This is a genomic window from Brassicibacter mesophilus, assembly GCF_050433385.1.
Taxonomy (GTDB): domain Bacteria; phylum Bacillota; class Clostridia; order Tissierellales; family Proteiniboraceae; genus Brassicibacter; species Brassicibacter mesophilus.
Genome location: NZ_JBNPXI010000002.1, coordinates 317,456 through 331,541, shown reverse-complemented (window position 1 = coordinate 331,541; position 14,086 = coordinate 317,456). Strand labels below are relative to the sequence as shown.

Sequence of the window (14,086 nt, the reverse complement as noted above, 5' to 3'; positions counted from 1 at the left end):
TTAATTAATAATTTTAAGGAGCGTGTTTAAATATGGCAGTTACAAATTTTATACCAACAATCTGGAGTGCAAGACTTAATGAGAGTTTAAAGAAATCTTTAGTTTTCGGTAATATCGTTAATACAGATTACGAAGGAGAAATAAGCGGACAAGGTAGTACAGTTAAGATTAATACTATAGGTGCAGTAACTATAGGAACTTTTGATAAAGCAACTGGGACTGGTGACCCTGAAGAGTTAGATTCTACTCAAACATCTTTAACAGTAGATCAAGCTAAATTCTTCAATTTTAAGGTTGAAGATATTGATAAGGCTCAGGCTAATGTTAATTTGTTAGATGGTGGAATGAAAGAAGCAGCTTATGGTTTAGCTGATGTAATGGATCAATACATAGCAAGTCTATATACAGGAGTTAAAGCAGGAAATACAATTGGTGATGATACTACTCCAATAGTACCTACTAAAGATAATGCTTATGACTATTTAGTTGATTTAGGTGTTATTTTAAGCGAAAATAATGTTCCTAAATCTGATAGATTTGTTGTAGTGCCAGAATTCTTCTATGGATTACTTCAAAAAGACCCTAGATTTACAAAAGATGCTAATGTATTAGCCACTGGCTATATAGGAGATGTAAACGGTATGAAAGTTTATACTTCTAATAACGTTCCTAATACTGCGGGTGCTAAATATAAAGTAGTAGCAGGACATAAGAGTGCTATATCATTTGCACAACAAATTGATAGTGTTGAAGCATATAGACCAGAGAAAGGTTTTGCAGATGCAGTTAAAGGACTTCAACTTTACGGTGCTAAAGTTGTTAAGCCTGAAGCATTAGCAGTTATGACAATTAATAAGAAGTAGTAATAGATTGAGGGGTTAATCCCCTCTTTTCTATTCTATTATTGTATAAGGAGTTGATATTTATGTGGTTTTTGAATAAGACAACAGGCTTAAAGTGGGAAATTACAGATAAAGAAATGATTAAACGACTAAGTAAAGATGATAATTATGAAGAAATAAAAGAAAAAGTAGATAAAAAGGTTAAAGAAGAAAAGAAATCTACTAAAAAGAAGTAGGTGATTAGATGATAGAGTTGATGAAAGAATTATTAGAGATTACTGATACAAGTAAAGATATTGTATTAAATCATTATCTTAATAAAGCTGAAAATGCTATTAAAAATCATTTGAACTATTCTGAATTAAATTGGGCTACCGACATGGTAAAATTTCAAGAACAAATAGCTAGTTTAGCTGTATTCTTCTATAGAAACCGAAAAGATGAAGGAATCTTACAACAATCTCAAGGAAGTAGAAGTAAAACGTTAAAAGATGGTATTCCTGAAAGCATTAAAGCCACTTTACCATTACCTTTTATTCGAGTAATAGGGTAGGTGATAGTAATGTTTTATGATAAAGAGATTGAAATTATTGGCAATACAGGACAATTAAATGATAGTGGTAGATGGGTTGATGGTGAAGATATTGTTGTTAAAACTATAGATTGTGATGTTCAGTCTTATTCTAAACAACTTGCATACAAGGATTATGCTTTTAATGAAGATGTTAAATATCGTGTTTTCTGTGACCCTGAACCATTGATAACATTAGGTACTTCTGTTAGTTATCAAGAACCATTTAAAGATAAAAAAACTGTTTTTAGTGTTGTAAATATTATTCCTTGGGACTCGTGTTGGGAAGTGATGATAGATGACTAAAGGGAAAACTATTGAACAGGCTAAAAAAGATATGAGAGAGAAAGCAAAAAAGGCATTAGAAGAAGGATTGCTAATGATTGAAGCTGATGCAAAGTTAATGTGTCCAGTTGATACGGGTACATTAAGAAGGTCAATTACTCACGATGTTAAAGAAGAGGATGACAAAATTGTCGGTGAAGTTGGGACTAATGTAGAATATGCTTATTTTGCAGAATTAAAGAAACCATATCTAGAACCTGCGGTTGACCAAAATCTAGAGTCTATTAGAAGGAAAATTAAGGAGGTGTTGTCTAGTGATTAAGTTATTAAGGCAACATCTTAAACAAAATACTAAATTAATGGATATGCTAGATACTAGCGAAAGCATATATCACATAGAGAAACCTTTAAAGTGTGAGGATACTACTTTTATTGTGATAAAAGATAAGTTGTTAGAGGATAAATTCATTAAAACATATCAATTGACTTTCAATATTGAAAGCCCTGATTTAGAAAAGGTTATTGCTATTGAAGAAGAGTTGATATCTTATTTGAATGATTCACGAGATGAAAAAATAATTAAAAATGAAGAAAAATCTATTAGAAATATATCGGTATTAAATGGTGGCGGTAAAGTCCGAACGCCTGAAGACAATTGGTTAGCAGTTGTCTTTTTTTTATTGAAAATTTAACTATTAATCTTATTAAGGAGTGTGTTTATAATGACATTACATTATCAAGAGGCTGACCCTATAGTATTGGGTAGTGGTGAATTATATCTAGGTAAAGTTGACAATGTAGAAACTGCAACCGAAGAAGTAATTGAAGTGGCATTAAAAAATATTGGTGCAATAGAGTCAGGAGCAACTTTAACATATACACCAACAATTCAAGACATTAAAGCAGCTAATAGAGGAAAAATAATGAGTTTTGTTACTGATGAAGAGGTAACATTCAATTGTGGGATTATGACATGGGTAATTGACAATTTAGCAACTTTAGCCCCTGCAACAGTTACTACAGATGAAACGACAGGAACTAAAACAATAAAAATCGGTGGCAAAGGTATGATACCTGTAAATTATCTTAGATTTATACATAAGAAGAAAGATGGAAGTGGTGAATTAATAGTAAATATCTATAAAGCACAATCTACCAAAGGTTTTCAATTTACATTCGACAAAGATAATCCATTAAGTATAAATTATGAATTTTCTGCGTTGAGTGATAATGATGGTAACTTAGTGGAAATTAAAGAAACATTTGTATAGAAAGTGGGTCAAACAGACCTTCCTTTAGTATTTTAACTTAGTCGACTGTGTTAAAAAAATAAAGAATTTATATAATAAGGAGCGTGTTTATATTGGCAAATATAATTGATTTAAGTGTATTAGTACAAGAGCCTTTAATATTTAAAATGCCTAAATGTGAGGATGTTTTTGAAATTCCAGGCGAAATAAGTACAGAATTTACTATAAAGATGTTCAAGTATTCTCAAGATATGGAGAAACTAAAAGATGAAATAGAGGCACTAGATAAATTGAAACAAATGGTATTAGATATATTATCTTTAGATGAGTCCAAGGAAATAGATATGACGTACATAGATAAAAACCTTAAAGATTTAAGATATTTGAAATTAATTGTATCTAAAATGATGGAACATATTAGAGAGATATCTCAAGACCCAAACTTCAACTCCCCCAAATTGGAGGACAAGTAAGTAATTCAAATGTTGGGGGAAGTGTTGGAGAATCAGAAATTGAAATAATGCGGAATGTTGTTTTTATTTCAAAAGAAATTGGTATAGGTTATAGAGAAGTAATAGAAATGCCTTACGCAATATTCTTATCTTTTTTAAAACATTTAAGAATAATGCAACTAGAACAAACACCAGAAGGGCGAAAAGTATTATATAAGGAAGGAACATTATATCAAACTGAGCCTGAATGGGATAAATTAAGAAGTTCTAAAGATTATATATCAGGGTAGTCGTATAAAATCGGCTATCCTTATTTTTTTACCCAAATTTTGGGAGGTGTAACAATGTGGCAAACGTAATAGATTTAACTAAATATGTATTTCCAGTTGAAATGGATTTAAGTAATTTCGATAAAGGTTTAGATCAAGCAGATGGAACTTTAAAAAATAAATTAGGTGGATTGTCAAATTGGATGAAAGTTTCCATTGCAGGTGGATTAGTAGCGGTAGGTGCAGCTATAACAGGAACAATAGCAAAAGGTATTAGTGCTACAGCTGATTTAGATGAACAAATGAGTAAATTCGCTAGTTCAACTGGTGCAACTGCAAGTGAAGTCGATGAGATTAGAAAACTAAGTCAAGATTTATATAAAGTGAATACAGATAGTATGGAAGATATAGTTGCAACAAGTGAAGCATTAAAACAGGCTATGGGATTAACAACAGATGAGATAAAAAATAGCCAACAGGCATTTATGGATTATGCAAAAACAACAAGTCAAGATAATGTTGAAGTTGTTAAATCTATTGATAAAATTGGTGATGCATGGAATTTAACTAGTGAAGAAATGGTTGGCACTTTAGATATGTTGAAAAAGTCTAGTCAGGATTTTGGAACTGATTTAGGCGGTGTTCAAAGTGCATTAAATCAAGTAGCACCAAGCGCTAAGGCTCTTGGATTATCATTTGAAGAAACAAATGGTTATATGAATATGTTTGCTCAGGCTGGACTAGATGCAAGTTCAAGTGTACAAGCATTCACTTTTGCAGCTAAGGAAGTTGAAAGTCCAGAAGCTTTTAAGAAGATGCTTGAAGAAATACAAGCTATTCAAGACCCAACTCAAAGAGCACAAAAGGCGGTAGAATTATTCGGATCACGTGCAGGAGTTGCGATGAGTAACGTATTAGATGGAACTAAAAATCTAGATGATTTTATTGTGACTATGCAGGAAGCAGAAGGAACTGTTTCTAGTGTGAGTGACTCATTTGATGGGAATTTCAATGTTCAATTAGATTTAGCTAAAAAGATGTTTGGAGGACTTGTTCAAGAAATTGGTGAGAAATTTATGCCTATTGTAAATGAAATTCTTACATGGGTAACTGGTAACTTACCAACTATAGTTAGTCATGTAGAAGGGGCAATAGGCTTTATTGGAACAATAATTAGTCCATTTATTCAGTTGATTAAAGGTGTTATATCTGTATTCGGTGATATGGAATCATCTACAGATAGTTCATTTTCAGGTATTAAAGACATTATTGGCTCAGTCATAGAATCTATACAGGGATTTATTCAAGCATTTGTAGATTTTGCTAAGTGGATTTGGCAAAACTGGGGAGAAGAAATAACGGCATTTACTCAAAAGTATATGGCAGCTGTTAAAGAAAATATTGAAAGCTTCTTAAATATTATAAAGGGCGTATTCGATTTTTTTATTGCACTCTTTAAAGGCGATTGGGAAGGTATGGGGAACGCTCTAGCAGGTATAACAAGTAATTTCTTTCAAATGATAAAAAATATTTTTGACATATCTATAGAAGCAATTAAGCTAGTACTTACAATAGCAATAGATGTATTAAAAACAATAGCTACGAACATAATGACTGGCATTTGGAATGCTTTTAAAAATGTATGGAATAGCGTTACTTCATGGTTTAGTGATATTTTTAATTCTCTATTTGATTGGTTTAGAGGATTAGGTAAAAGTTTTTCAAATATAGGTTCAGCGTTGTTTAATTTTCTTTGGGATGGCTTGAAAACTACTTGGAGTGATATAAAAGGTTGGGTATCCGATACGGTAGATTGGTTAAAGGATAAACTAATGTTCTGGAGAAAAAGCAACGATGAAATGAGTAAATCAAATAGTACAAGTAGTACAACTAGAACAATTACGGGTGGTTATAACATACCTTCATATGATGTCGGTACGCCTTTCGTACCGAGTGACCAGTTAGCTTTTGTCCATCGTGGAGAGGCTATAATTCCAGCTAAATACAATCCGTATACTAGTGGTAGTCAACCTAATAAGCAACAACCCATCGAGTTAAAAATTGATAGAATGCTACAAGTAGATGTAAAAGGTAATTTAGACAAAGACACTATACCTAAACTTAACAACATATCTAAGAATGTTTCTAAGGATTTGATGGAAGTATTAAAGCTTGCAGGTTTTAAACCTAAATTAACATAGGAGAGCATATATATTAGGGTTTACTCATCAAGGGTAAGCCCATATTTTTTGTTTTTGCAAATTAGAATCGGTAAATTACCGAATCCAGAATATAAAGGAGTGTTATTATGCTTAATAATTTGAATTGGAAAGATAGTGAGATTGTATTAATTAATAATACTGAAACATCTGCAATATTAGAAGATACAAGTGATACATTAAATTACTATGCAGATAAGTATATTGTAACTATTTATGAGATTAAAACAGGAGATATAGTTGAATACGAGGGAATTAATTATCTTATTATTAGTCAAATTGATAGAAATAAAGAAAATTATAGAGCAAGAATAAGACAAGCCGATTTTAATATTAAGTTCTTTATAAATGAAGAAATAAAAGAATTTCCTGCTATTATTGAGAGCAAGATATTTGATATTGAAACAGGGCAATATTTAACATTACCAAATAAGAAAATTAGAGTGACATTGAAAGATGATGCGGAAACTACATATATAATAGAAGGAAAAAGATTTATTAAGATGGGTAGTGCTTGGAAAGTTGTAGGAATAGACAAGACTAGACCAGGATTATTGATACTGAATTGTGATTTTAGTGAATTTAATACTAATGATGATAAAGAAAATGAAGTTGCAGATTATGTTGAGCCAGAAGTTCCAGTTGATCCACCAACTCAAGATGGATATAGTATTGAGATAGTGGGCGATAGTGAAATTGCTATTCTAGAAACTAAAACTTATACGACAAATATCTATAATAATGGTGTTTTGGTTAATGATAAATCAGTTATATGGTCTGTAAGTAATAGTAGGTTGAAAATAGATAGTACAACAGGTACAACTTGTACTATAACGGCTGATGCAGGTGATTATAGTTTGGGTGAATATACATTGAAAGCTACATTAAGTGATGATGAGAGTGTGTTTGTTGAAAAGACAATTGAAGTAGTGGCGTGGTAAAAAGATTGCTATATATATAGGTAGGGATTTTTTCTCTACCTATTTTTTTGAATTTGTATTACATATTTTAAATGTGGTATGATAATAACATAAACATAGATAATGTATAGGGAGGAAAGATAATGAAAGTAGTTGCATATTGTAGAGTAAGTACGGACAGTAACGATCAAAAAAATAGCTTAGAAGCACAAAAAAAGCACTATATGCAAATGTTCAAAGAAAAAGGATATGATATAGCAGATGTAGGATTATTAAATAAGAGAGATAAGATAAAAGAAGTATTAAAAGGCATATACGCTGACGAAGGGATTACTGGCACTAGTGCAAAGAATAGGGATGCTTTTAACCAAATGATAGAAGATGCTAGAGCAAAGAGATTCGATACTATATTTGTAAAGAATGTTACAAGATGGACACGCTCAGTTGAGGATGGTACAAAAGCATTAAAAGATTTAAAAGTTTTGGGAGTAGGAGTAATATTTGAAGATGGAAATCTAAATAGTTTAAATCCTGCTAATGAAATGGTATTGAATATGCTTATGTCAACTGCACAAGAGGAGAGTAGGCTAAAAAGCAGTGCAATACAGTTTGGTATTAGAAAAGCACAAGAGCAAGGAAAATGGAACGCTGGACTTCCATTCGGGTATGATATAGAAAGTGGATATTTAAAGGTAAATAGAAACGAATCAGATGTTATAAAAGAAATATATAGATTATATTTAAATGAAGGCTATGGAAGTCAAAAAATCGCACGTGAATTAAATAGTAGAAATATTAAAACAAAAAAGGGTGTTAAATGGAGTCAAACACAGGTTGCAAGGATACTAGAGAATGAACTATATATAGGCAAACAGATTACACATACAGTTGTAACGAATGATGTTAATAGAAAAGACTTTAAAAAAATACCTGAAGATGAGCAAATTATAAATATAAAAGAAGAACTAAGAATAATTGATGACGAAACATTTAAAGAAACACAATCGGAAATAAAGAAAAGAAGTGAAATGTTTAAGAAAAATAATAATAGACCTTCTAATAAACATCTATTAAGCAATATTCTATATTGTCATAACTGTAAAAATGCTATGAAAAGAAAAAAAATAAGAACCTATAGGAGAAAAGATAGCACAAGTAATAATTTAGGTTATGAATGGGTATGTAGATTAAATGATATGTACGGAAAAGACAGATGTAAATATAGAAATGCTATTAGAGAAAGCGAAGTTATTAGTTTTGTAAAAACTGAAATATCAAAAATAAAGGAAAATAAAATTGACTTTAATAAAACTTTAGATGAGTATATTGAAGTTAATTATAGTACTGATAATTTAGATTCTAGAAAAGAAGAACTAGAGACTATATTATTGAAGTTAAAAAAACAACAGAAGCTAAACTTTGAATTGTTAGCTGAAGAAATTATTGATAAAGAAGAATATCAAAATAGAAATGATATTTTAAGAGAAGAAATAAAAGAAAAAGAAAGTGAATTAAATAAATTGAAGTATATTAATATAGAAATTGAAAAAGTTAAACACAAATATAATCAATATGTTAAATATTTAAAAGAAATTGATATTAACAACTTATCTAATGCAATATTGAAAAAAATAATTAACAAAATCCATGTATATAATATTGAAGAGGATTTAGAGAATAAGGAAATATTCGAGAATATTTTAGATGAATTTGCAGGAAATAGAGATATGTTAGAGAATATAAAAGATGAGAATATTAAAAAAATTCTTGAAAGTAAAGATGTAATTGAGTTTTTAAAGTTAATGTATGGAGATAAAACAGTAAAAATGCAAATAGAGTGGAATTTCCTTGATACTACACCGCAAGATATATTCCACAAGTATAGAGAAATGTTATTAAAGAAAAAATAGACACCCTTTATACAACTATATCAGATGTATCGCTTGTAGGGGGAGGTAGAGTTCCAAGACCGGGAGAAATTTCTTTAGCACACTATGGCGTTTTGTTTTTAGATGAGCTTCCTGAGTTTAAAAAAAGCGTTATTGAAGTATTAAGACAGCCAATGGAAGATGGAATAGTTTCTGTTTCAAGAATTAGTGCATCACTTACATATCCAGCCAAGTTTATGCTAGTAGCCAGCATGAATCCTTGCCCTTGTGGCTATTATGGTGATGCCCTCCACGAGTGCACTTGTAGTCAAAGAAGTATCGAAAAGTATTTAGGAAAAATTAGTGGGCCTTTATTAGATAGAATTGATATACATGTAGAAGCTTCTCCTATAGAATATAAAGACCTTGAAAATGAAAAGCGTAACAAAGTCGAGTCATCACAAGAAATCAAAAAAAGAGTTAATAAGGCTAGAAACATTCAATTATCTAGGTATAGAAAAGAAAAAATATTTTCTAATTCTGAATTATCACCTAAAAATATTAATAAATATTGCATGCTCAATACTAAAAGTAAAAAGCTTTTGAAAGATGCTTTTTTACAGCTAGGACTTAGTGCTCGAGCATACAATAAAGTTTTAAAGATTGCAAGAACCATAGCTGATATTGATGATGAAGAAATAATACAAGAGCATCATATAGCAGAGGCTATTCAATATAGAACTTTGGACAGAAGATTTCGATAGTATATGATATTTCTTATTAAAGGCAGGTAACATTATGGATAAGAGGGATGTTTTAATTTGGTTAAATAGTATTAATGGCATTACTAATAGATCTATCGATAAGATAGAAGAGTATTTTACAGATATAAGTTCAATTTGGTATGTATCAAAGGAAGATATTTTGAATATTAATGGAATTAATGAAAAAACTAAACATGAAATCTTAAAATATAGAGATGATGTATATTATGAAGAATTATGTGAAAAAATTAAAAAATCAGGCGCTACGGTTGTGACGATTTTGGACGAACGTTATCCAGTCTCTTTGTTAAATATTTATGATAGCCCAAAAGTGTTATATGTCATGGGCGAGCTAATATCTATCGATAATATATCAATTGCAATAGTTGGCTCTAGAAAAGCAACTGCATATGGCAAATGGGCGGCTGAAAGATTTGCTGATGAACTTGGCAGGATGGGGATTACTATAGTAAGTGGACTTGCAAGAGGCATAGATACACAAGTTCATACAAGTGCACTTAATGCAAATGCTAAAACTATTGCAGTATTGGGATGTGGAGTTGATATAGTATACCCTAGTTCAAATAGAGAGCTATACAACAAAATTCTTAATAATGGATGTATAATATCTGAATTTCCATTAGGGACTAGACCGTTACCTCAGAATTTTCCTCAAAGGAACAGAATAATTAGTGGACTTTCTCTAGGAGTAATAGTAATAGAAGCAAGTGATAAGAGTGGATCATTGATAACTGCTAACCATGCTATTGAACAAGGTAAGGATGTGTTTGCACTACCAGGTAATATAAACAGTATTTATAGCAGAGGAACTAATTTATTAATTAAAGATGGCGCAAAACTATTGATGTCAGTAGAAGATATTGTTGAGGAAATTGGCGAAATAAAACAAAAATATAAAGATTTTAAGAAAGAGGAAGTTGATTATAGTTCATTAAGTGAAAATGAATTTATGATACTTAAATGTATAAGTGAAAAGCCTGTTCATTGTGACATGATATCTTATCTTACAGGAATAGATATTTCAAAAACAAATAGCATATTAACTATATTAGAGATGAAAAACTTAATAAGACAATTGCCTGGCAAAGTATTTACGATTCGGTGAGAGTCATGTAGACTAAAAATATCATTTTTGATATAATAACAAGCATTATGGTATTCGGGGGTGGATTATTTGGCAAAAAATTTAGTTATAGTTGAATCACCTGCAAAAGCAAAGACGATTGCAAAATTCTTAGGTAAAAAATACCAAGTTAAAGCATCTGTAGGACATGTAAGAGATTTACCTAAAAGTAAATTAGGGATTGATATAGAGAATAAATTTAATCCTGAATATATAACAATTAGGGGCAAAGGTCCAGTTTTAAAAGAACTAAGGGCAGAAGCAAAGAAAGCAAACAGTGTTTTTTTAGCCACTGACCCAGATAGAGAAGGAGAAGCAATTTCATGGCATTTAGCTAATATTTTAAACATAGATGAAACAAAAAATATAAGGATAGAATTTAATGAGATTACCAAAAGTGCCATAACTAATGCAATAAAGAATCCCAGAAAGATTAATAAAGATTTAGTAGATGCTCAACAAGCAAGAAGAGTGTTGGATAGATTGGTAGGATATAAAATTAGCCCACTTTTATGGAAGAAAGTAAGAAAAGGATTAAGTGCTGGTAGAGTTCAGTCTATTGCTACTAAACTAATATGTGACAGAGAGAACGAAATAGAGCAGTTTATTCCAAAAGAATATTGGTCGTTAGACGCTTATTTACTGAAAAGCAAGTTTAAATATAAAGCTACTTTCTATGGTATAAGTGTTGATGGAAAAGAGCAAAAAGTCGAATTGAACTCTAAAGAAGATGTTGATAAAGTTATTCAAAACATTCAAGGAGAAAAGTTCACTATTATCGATGTTAAAAAAGGAAATAGAAAAAGAAGTCCTTATCCTGCATATACTACAAGTAGTTTACAACAAGATGCGGTAAAGAGGATAGGATTTTCTACTAAAAAAACTATGATAATTGCTCAACAATTGTACGAGGGTGTTGATATTAAAGGTGAAGGAAGTGTAGGTTTAATATCTTATATTAGAACTGATTCTACTAGAATTTCTGATGAGGCTATAGGCAATACAACCAGTTTTATTAATGATAACTATGGAGAAAAATATCTTTCAAAAGGCAATAAGCCTAAGGGTGGTAAAAAAAAGGATATTCAAGATGCTCATGAGGCTATAAGACCGACTTCGGTTTTTAGAACACCAAATTCGATTAAGGATTCTCTAAAAAAAGACCAGTATAAATTATATAAACTGATATGGGAGCGATTTGTAGCTAGCCAAATGAGTCCAGCTCTTTATGAAACACTATCTGTAAAAATATCAGTGTCAGATTATATTTTTAAAGCTACTGGATCAAAACTAGTTTTCGATGGATTTCTTAAGGTTTACAATATTGCTGATGAAGATAAAGAAATAATGATACCTGATCTTGAGGTGGGTGAGGAGGCTAAGCTAAAGAATATAGATCCTCAGCAGCATTTTACACAACCACCTGCAAGATATAGTGAAGCTTCGTTAGTCAAAACTTTAGAAGAGCTTGGAATAGGTAGGCCTAGCACTTATGCACCAACAATAAGCACGATTTTAAGTAGAGGATATGTTATTTTAGATAAAAAATCTTTTAAGCCAACAGAATTAGGTATAATTGTAACTGAAATATTAAAGCAGTATTTTAGTCGAATTGTAAACGAGGAATTTACAGCAGATATGGAACAGCAACTTGATAAAATAGAAGAAGGAGAATTATACTGGACTAAAGTAATTGAAGATTTCTATAAAGATTTTAAGAAAGATTTAGACGTTGCTGAAAATGAAATTAGCAAAATTGAAATTCAAGAGGAAGTTTCAGATGTTAAGTGTGAGAAATGTGGCAAATATATGATAATAAAATTTGGAAGATATGGTAAATTTTTAGCGTGCCCAGGATATCCAGAGTGTAAGAATACAAAGCCATTAGTTCAAGATATAGGTGTAAAGTGCCCTAAATGTAATGGAGACATCGTTGAGAGGAAGTCAAAAAGGGGTAGAAAATTTTACGGGTGCAGCAATTATCCAGAATGTGACTTCGTTTCTTGGGATAAGCCGCTAGAAAAAAAATGTCCAGATTGTGACAGCTTGCTAGTAGAAAAGAGTTCAAAAAAGGGTGTAACTATCAAATGTATTAACGAAAATTGTAGTTATCAAGAAAAACATTAAGATTAGTGTCGGTAATGTTAACAAATAAATGTTGAACTATATTGAAAATTGTGATAGTATTCTTTTGTTTGTTGTATTGAATAGTATAGTGTTTTATGATTGAAATTGTTGCAACTATTATTATAATGTTTAACTATGTTTTAATAATAGACATAATTATGATGCAAGCTGAAATGATCAATAAAGGAATAAAAATACAATTTTATGAAGATGCTATTGTTGAAATAGCAAAAATTGCCTTTATGATGGATGAGTAACAAAAATATCAAAATAGACAAAAAGCATATTTATTACAACTTAAGAATAAGACACTAATAAAAAATGCTCAAACTACATTATATAAAGGAGGATTATTATGAGCGAAAGCTTATTACAAAAAACAAGAAGACTTAATAAAATCTTACAGAATACAGGCTCGCAACCAGTGTCATTTTCTGAATTAAGTAAAATATTATGTGAAATATTAGAGGCGAATGTATATATTTCTAGTAGAAAAGGTAGAGTGCTAGGATTTGCATTACATGAAGGATTTGAGTGCGGAATACTTCAAAGTGAGATTGTAGAAGAAAAGAGATTTCCAAAAGATTATAATGATGAGCTTTTAAAAATTACCGAAACAAGAGAGAACATTCAGGAAATATCAGATTGTGTATTCGATCAAATATCAAAATGTGATTATCCTAACAAAATAACAACGGTGATACCAATTGTTAGTGGTGGAAATAGACTAGGCACTTTAGTATTAGCTAGATTTGGAAGAGAATTTACTCAAGATGACTTAGTTCTAGTAGAATATAGTGCGACTATAGTTGGCATGGAAATTTTGAGGTCTAAGAATGAAGAAATAGAAGAAGAAGCAAGGAAAAAAGCTGTTGTACAAATGGCTATTGGTACTCTATCTTATTCAGAGCTTGAAGCCGTAGAGCATATTTTTAATGAGTTAGAAGGAAGTGAAGGGCTATTAGTAGCTAGTAAAATAGCCGATAGAGTGGGGATAACAAGATCTGTAATAGTCAATGCACTTAGAAAGTTTGAAAGTGCAGGAGTAATTGAATCAAGATCTTTGGGTATGAAAGGTACACATATAAAGATATTGAATGAAAAACTTATAGATGAGTTAAAAGCTTTAAAAGAATAGGTTTAGAAAGAAACTGGTGGATATATTTTGACCAGTTTCTTTTTTTGACGAAGTCGTTTATTAACTTATAAGTATACTATAGAACTAGGAGGGAGTAGTTCTATTGGACTAAATTCGATAATATTTGCCTAAAATCGAGGTAGGCAGGAGGAATTTTGATAAAAAAAGTAGAATTATAAAAAAATAAATAGTATTATAATAGAGTGAGATAGATAGACAAAAAAATTACATGGAAAA

17 protein-coding genes are annotated in these 14,086 nt (G+C 30.7%); all 17 read left to right on the top strand.

Annotated features, from left to right (window positions below):
• Positions 1–32 precede the first annotated feature (32 nt).
• The 17 genes from HNR33_RS04195 (at position 33) to codY (ending at position 13,849) form a co-directional block, all read left to right on the top strand.
• Complete coding sequence (locus HNR33_RS04195) at positions 33–863, top strand: phage major capsid protein (protein ID WP_429080367.1); 831 nt, start codon at positions 33–35, stop codon at positions 861–863.
• 62 nt (positions 864–925) lie between these two features.
• Complete coding sequence (locus HNR33_RS04190; protein WP_429080364.1) at positions 926–1,078, top strand: hypothetical protein; 153 nt, start codon at positions 926–928, stop codon at positions 1,076–1,078.
• 8 nt (positions 1,079–1,086) lie between these two features.
• On the top strand, positions 1,087–1,395 hold the full coding sequence (locus tag HNR33_RS04185) for a phage head-tail connector protein (RefSeq protein WP_429080362.1): 309 nt from the start codon (positions 1,087–1,089) through the stop codon (positions 1,393–1,395).
• Between the two features lie 9 nt (positions 1,396–1,404).
• Positions 1,405–1,719 (top strand): hypothetical protein, encoded by a 315-nt coding sequence (locus HNR33_RS04180; protein ID WP_429080360.1) that lies wholly within the window; start codon positions 1,405–1,407, stop codon positions 1,717–1,719.
• Complete coding sequence (locus HNR33_RS04175; RefSeq protein ID WP_429080357.1) at positions 1,712–2,020, top strand: HK97 gp10 family phage protein; 309 nt, start codon at positions 1,712–1,714, stop codon at positions 2,018–2,020. Before HNR33_RS04180 ends, HNR33_RS04175 begins: the two co-directional genes overlap by 8 nt.
• A complete protein-coding gene (locus HNR33_RS04170) occupies positions 2,013–2,390 on the top strand; it encodes a hypothetical protein (protein ID WP_429080355.1) in 378 nt (125 codons plus the stop codon). Before HNR33_RS04175 ends, HNR33_RS04170 begins: the two co-directional genes overlap by 8 nt.
• Before the next feature lie 30 nt (positions 2,391–2,420).
• Positions 2,421–2,969 carry a hypothetical protein gene (locus HNR33_RS04165; protein WP_429080352.1) on the top strand — a complete coding sequence of 183 codons (549 nt, stop codon included), beginning with the start codon at positions 2,421–2,423 and terminating at the stop codon, positions 2,967–2,969.
• A 92-nt stretch (positions 2,970–3,061) separates the two neighbouring features.
• A complete protein-coding gene (locus tag HNR33_RS04160) occupies positions 3,062–3,421 on the top strand; it encodes a hypothetical protein (protein ID WP_429080350.1) in 360 nt (119 codons plus the stop codon).
• Between the two features lie 47 nt (positions 3,422–3,468).
• Entirely contained in the window at positions 3,469–3,690 is a 222-nt protein-coding gene (locus HNR33_RS04155) for a hypothetical protein (RefSeq protein ID WP_429080348.1), read from the top strand.
• A 56-nt stretch (positions 3,691–3,746) separates the two neighbouring features.
• Positions 3,747–5,870 (top strand): phage tail tape measure protein, encoded by a 2,124-nt coding sequence (locus tag HNR33_RS04150; RefSeq protein ID WP_429080346.1) that lies wholly within the window; start codon positions 3,747–3,749, stop codon positions 5,868–5,870.
• Positions 5,871–5,977: 107 nt separating this feature from the next.
• Positions 5,978–6,829: a hypothetical protein gene (locus tag HNR33_RS04145; protein ID WP_429080343.1), complete on the top strand. Its 852-nt coding sequence runs from the start codon at positions 5,978–5,980 to the stop codon at positions 6,827–6,829.
• Between the two features lie 122 nt (positions 6,830–6,951).
• Entirely contained in the window at positions 6,952–8,718 is a 1,767-nt protein-coding gene (locus tag HNR33_RS04140; RefSeq protein ID WP_429080339.1) for a recombinase family protein, read from the top strand.
• On the top strand, positions 8,703–9,440 hold the full coding sequence (locus tag HNR33_RS04135) for a YifB family Mg chelatase-like AAA ATPase (RefSeq protein WP_429080717.1): 738 nt from the start codon (positions 8,703–8,705) through the stop codon (positions 9,438–9,440). The genes HNR33_RS04140 and HNR33_RS04135 overlap by 16 nt, the downstream gene beginning before the upstream one ends.
• A gap of 34 nt (positions 9,441–9,474) precedes the next feature.
• The gene (gene dprA, locus HNR33_RS04130) at positions 9,475–10,566 is read left to right on the top strand and encodes a DNA-processing protein DprA (RefSeq protein ID WP_429080335.1); all 1,092 of its coding nucleotides are present in this window, start codon (positions 9,475–9,477) and stop codon (positions 10,564–10,566) included.
• 69 nt (positions 10,567–10,635) lie between these two features.
• A complete protein-coding gene (topA, locus tag HNR33_RS04125) occupies positions 10,636–12,711 on the top strand; it encodes a type I DNA topoisomerase (protein ID WP_429080333.1) in 2,076 nt (691 codons plus the stop codon).
• Between the two features lie 125 nt (positions 12,712–12,836).
• Positions 12,837–12,968 (top strand): hypothetical protein, encoded by a 132-nt coding sequence (locus HNR33_RS04120; RefSeq protein ID WP_429080332.1) that lies wholly within the window; start codon positions 12,837–12,839, stop codon positions 12,966–12,968.
• A gap of 98 nt (positions 12,969–13,066) precedes the next feature.
• Positions 13,067–13,849: a GTP-sensing pleiotropic transcriptional regulator CodY gene (gene codY / locus HNR33_RS04115; RefSeq protein WP_429080329.1), complete on the top strand. Its 783-nt coding sequence runs from the start codon at positions 13,067–13,069 to the stop codon at positions 13,847–13,849.
• Positions 13,850–14,086 lie beyond the last annotated feature (237 nt).

Bases quoted from the DNA above. Each gene is read 5' to 3' on its own strand.
- HNR33_RS04165 (WP_429080352.1), top strand. From the start codon at position 2,421: ATGACATTACATTATCAAGAGGCTGACCCTATAGTATTGGGTAGTGGT.
- HNR33_RS04120 (WP_429080332.1), top strand. From the start codon at position 12,837: ATGTTTAACTATGTTTTAATAATAGACATAATTATGATGCAAGCTGAA.
- dprA (WP_429080335.1), top strand. From the start codon at position 9,475: ATGGATAAGAGGGATGTTTTAATTTGGTTAAATAGTATTAATGGCATT.
- HNR33_RS04180 (WP_429080360.1), top strand. From the start codon at position 1,405: ATGTTTTATGATAAAGAGATTGAAATTATTGGCAATACAGGACAATTA.
- HNR33_RS04185 (WP_429080362.1), top strand. From the start codon at position 1,087: ATGATAGAGTTGATGAAAGAATTATTAGAGATTACTGATACAAGTAAA.
- HNR33_RS04145 (WP_429080343.1), top strand. From the start codon at position 5,978: ATGCTTAATAATTTGAATTGGAAAGATAGTGAGATTGTATTAATTAAT.
- codY (WP_429080329.1), top strand. From the start codon at position 13,067: ATGAGCGAAAGCTTATTACAAAAAACAAGAAGACTTAATAAAATCTTA.
- HNR33_RS04155 (WP_429080348.1), top strand. From the start codon at position 3,469: ATGCGGAATGTTGTTTTTATTTCAAAAGAAATTGGTATAGGTTATAGA.
- HNR33_RS04140 (WP_429080339.1), top strand. From the start codon at position 6,952: ATGAAAGTAGTTGCATATTGTAGAGTAAGTACGGACAGTAACGATCAA.
- HNR33_RS04175 (WP_429080357.1), top strand. From the start codon at position 1,712: ATGACTAAAGGGAAAACTATTGAACAGGCTAAAAAAGATATGAGAGAG.
- HNR33_RS04190 (WP_429080364.1), top strand. From the start codon at position 926: ATGTGGTTTTTGAATAAGACAACAGGCTTAAAGTGGGAAATTACAGAT.
- HNR33_RS04195 (WP_429080367.1), top strand. From the start codon at position 33: ATGGCAGTTACAAATTTTATACCAACAATCTGGAGTGCAAGACTTAAT.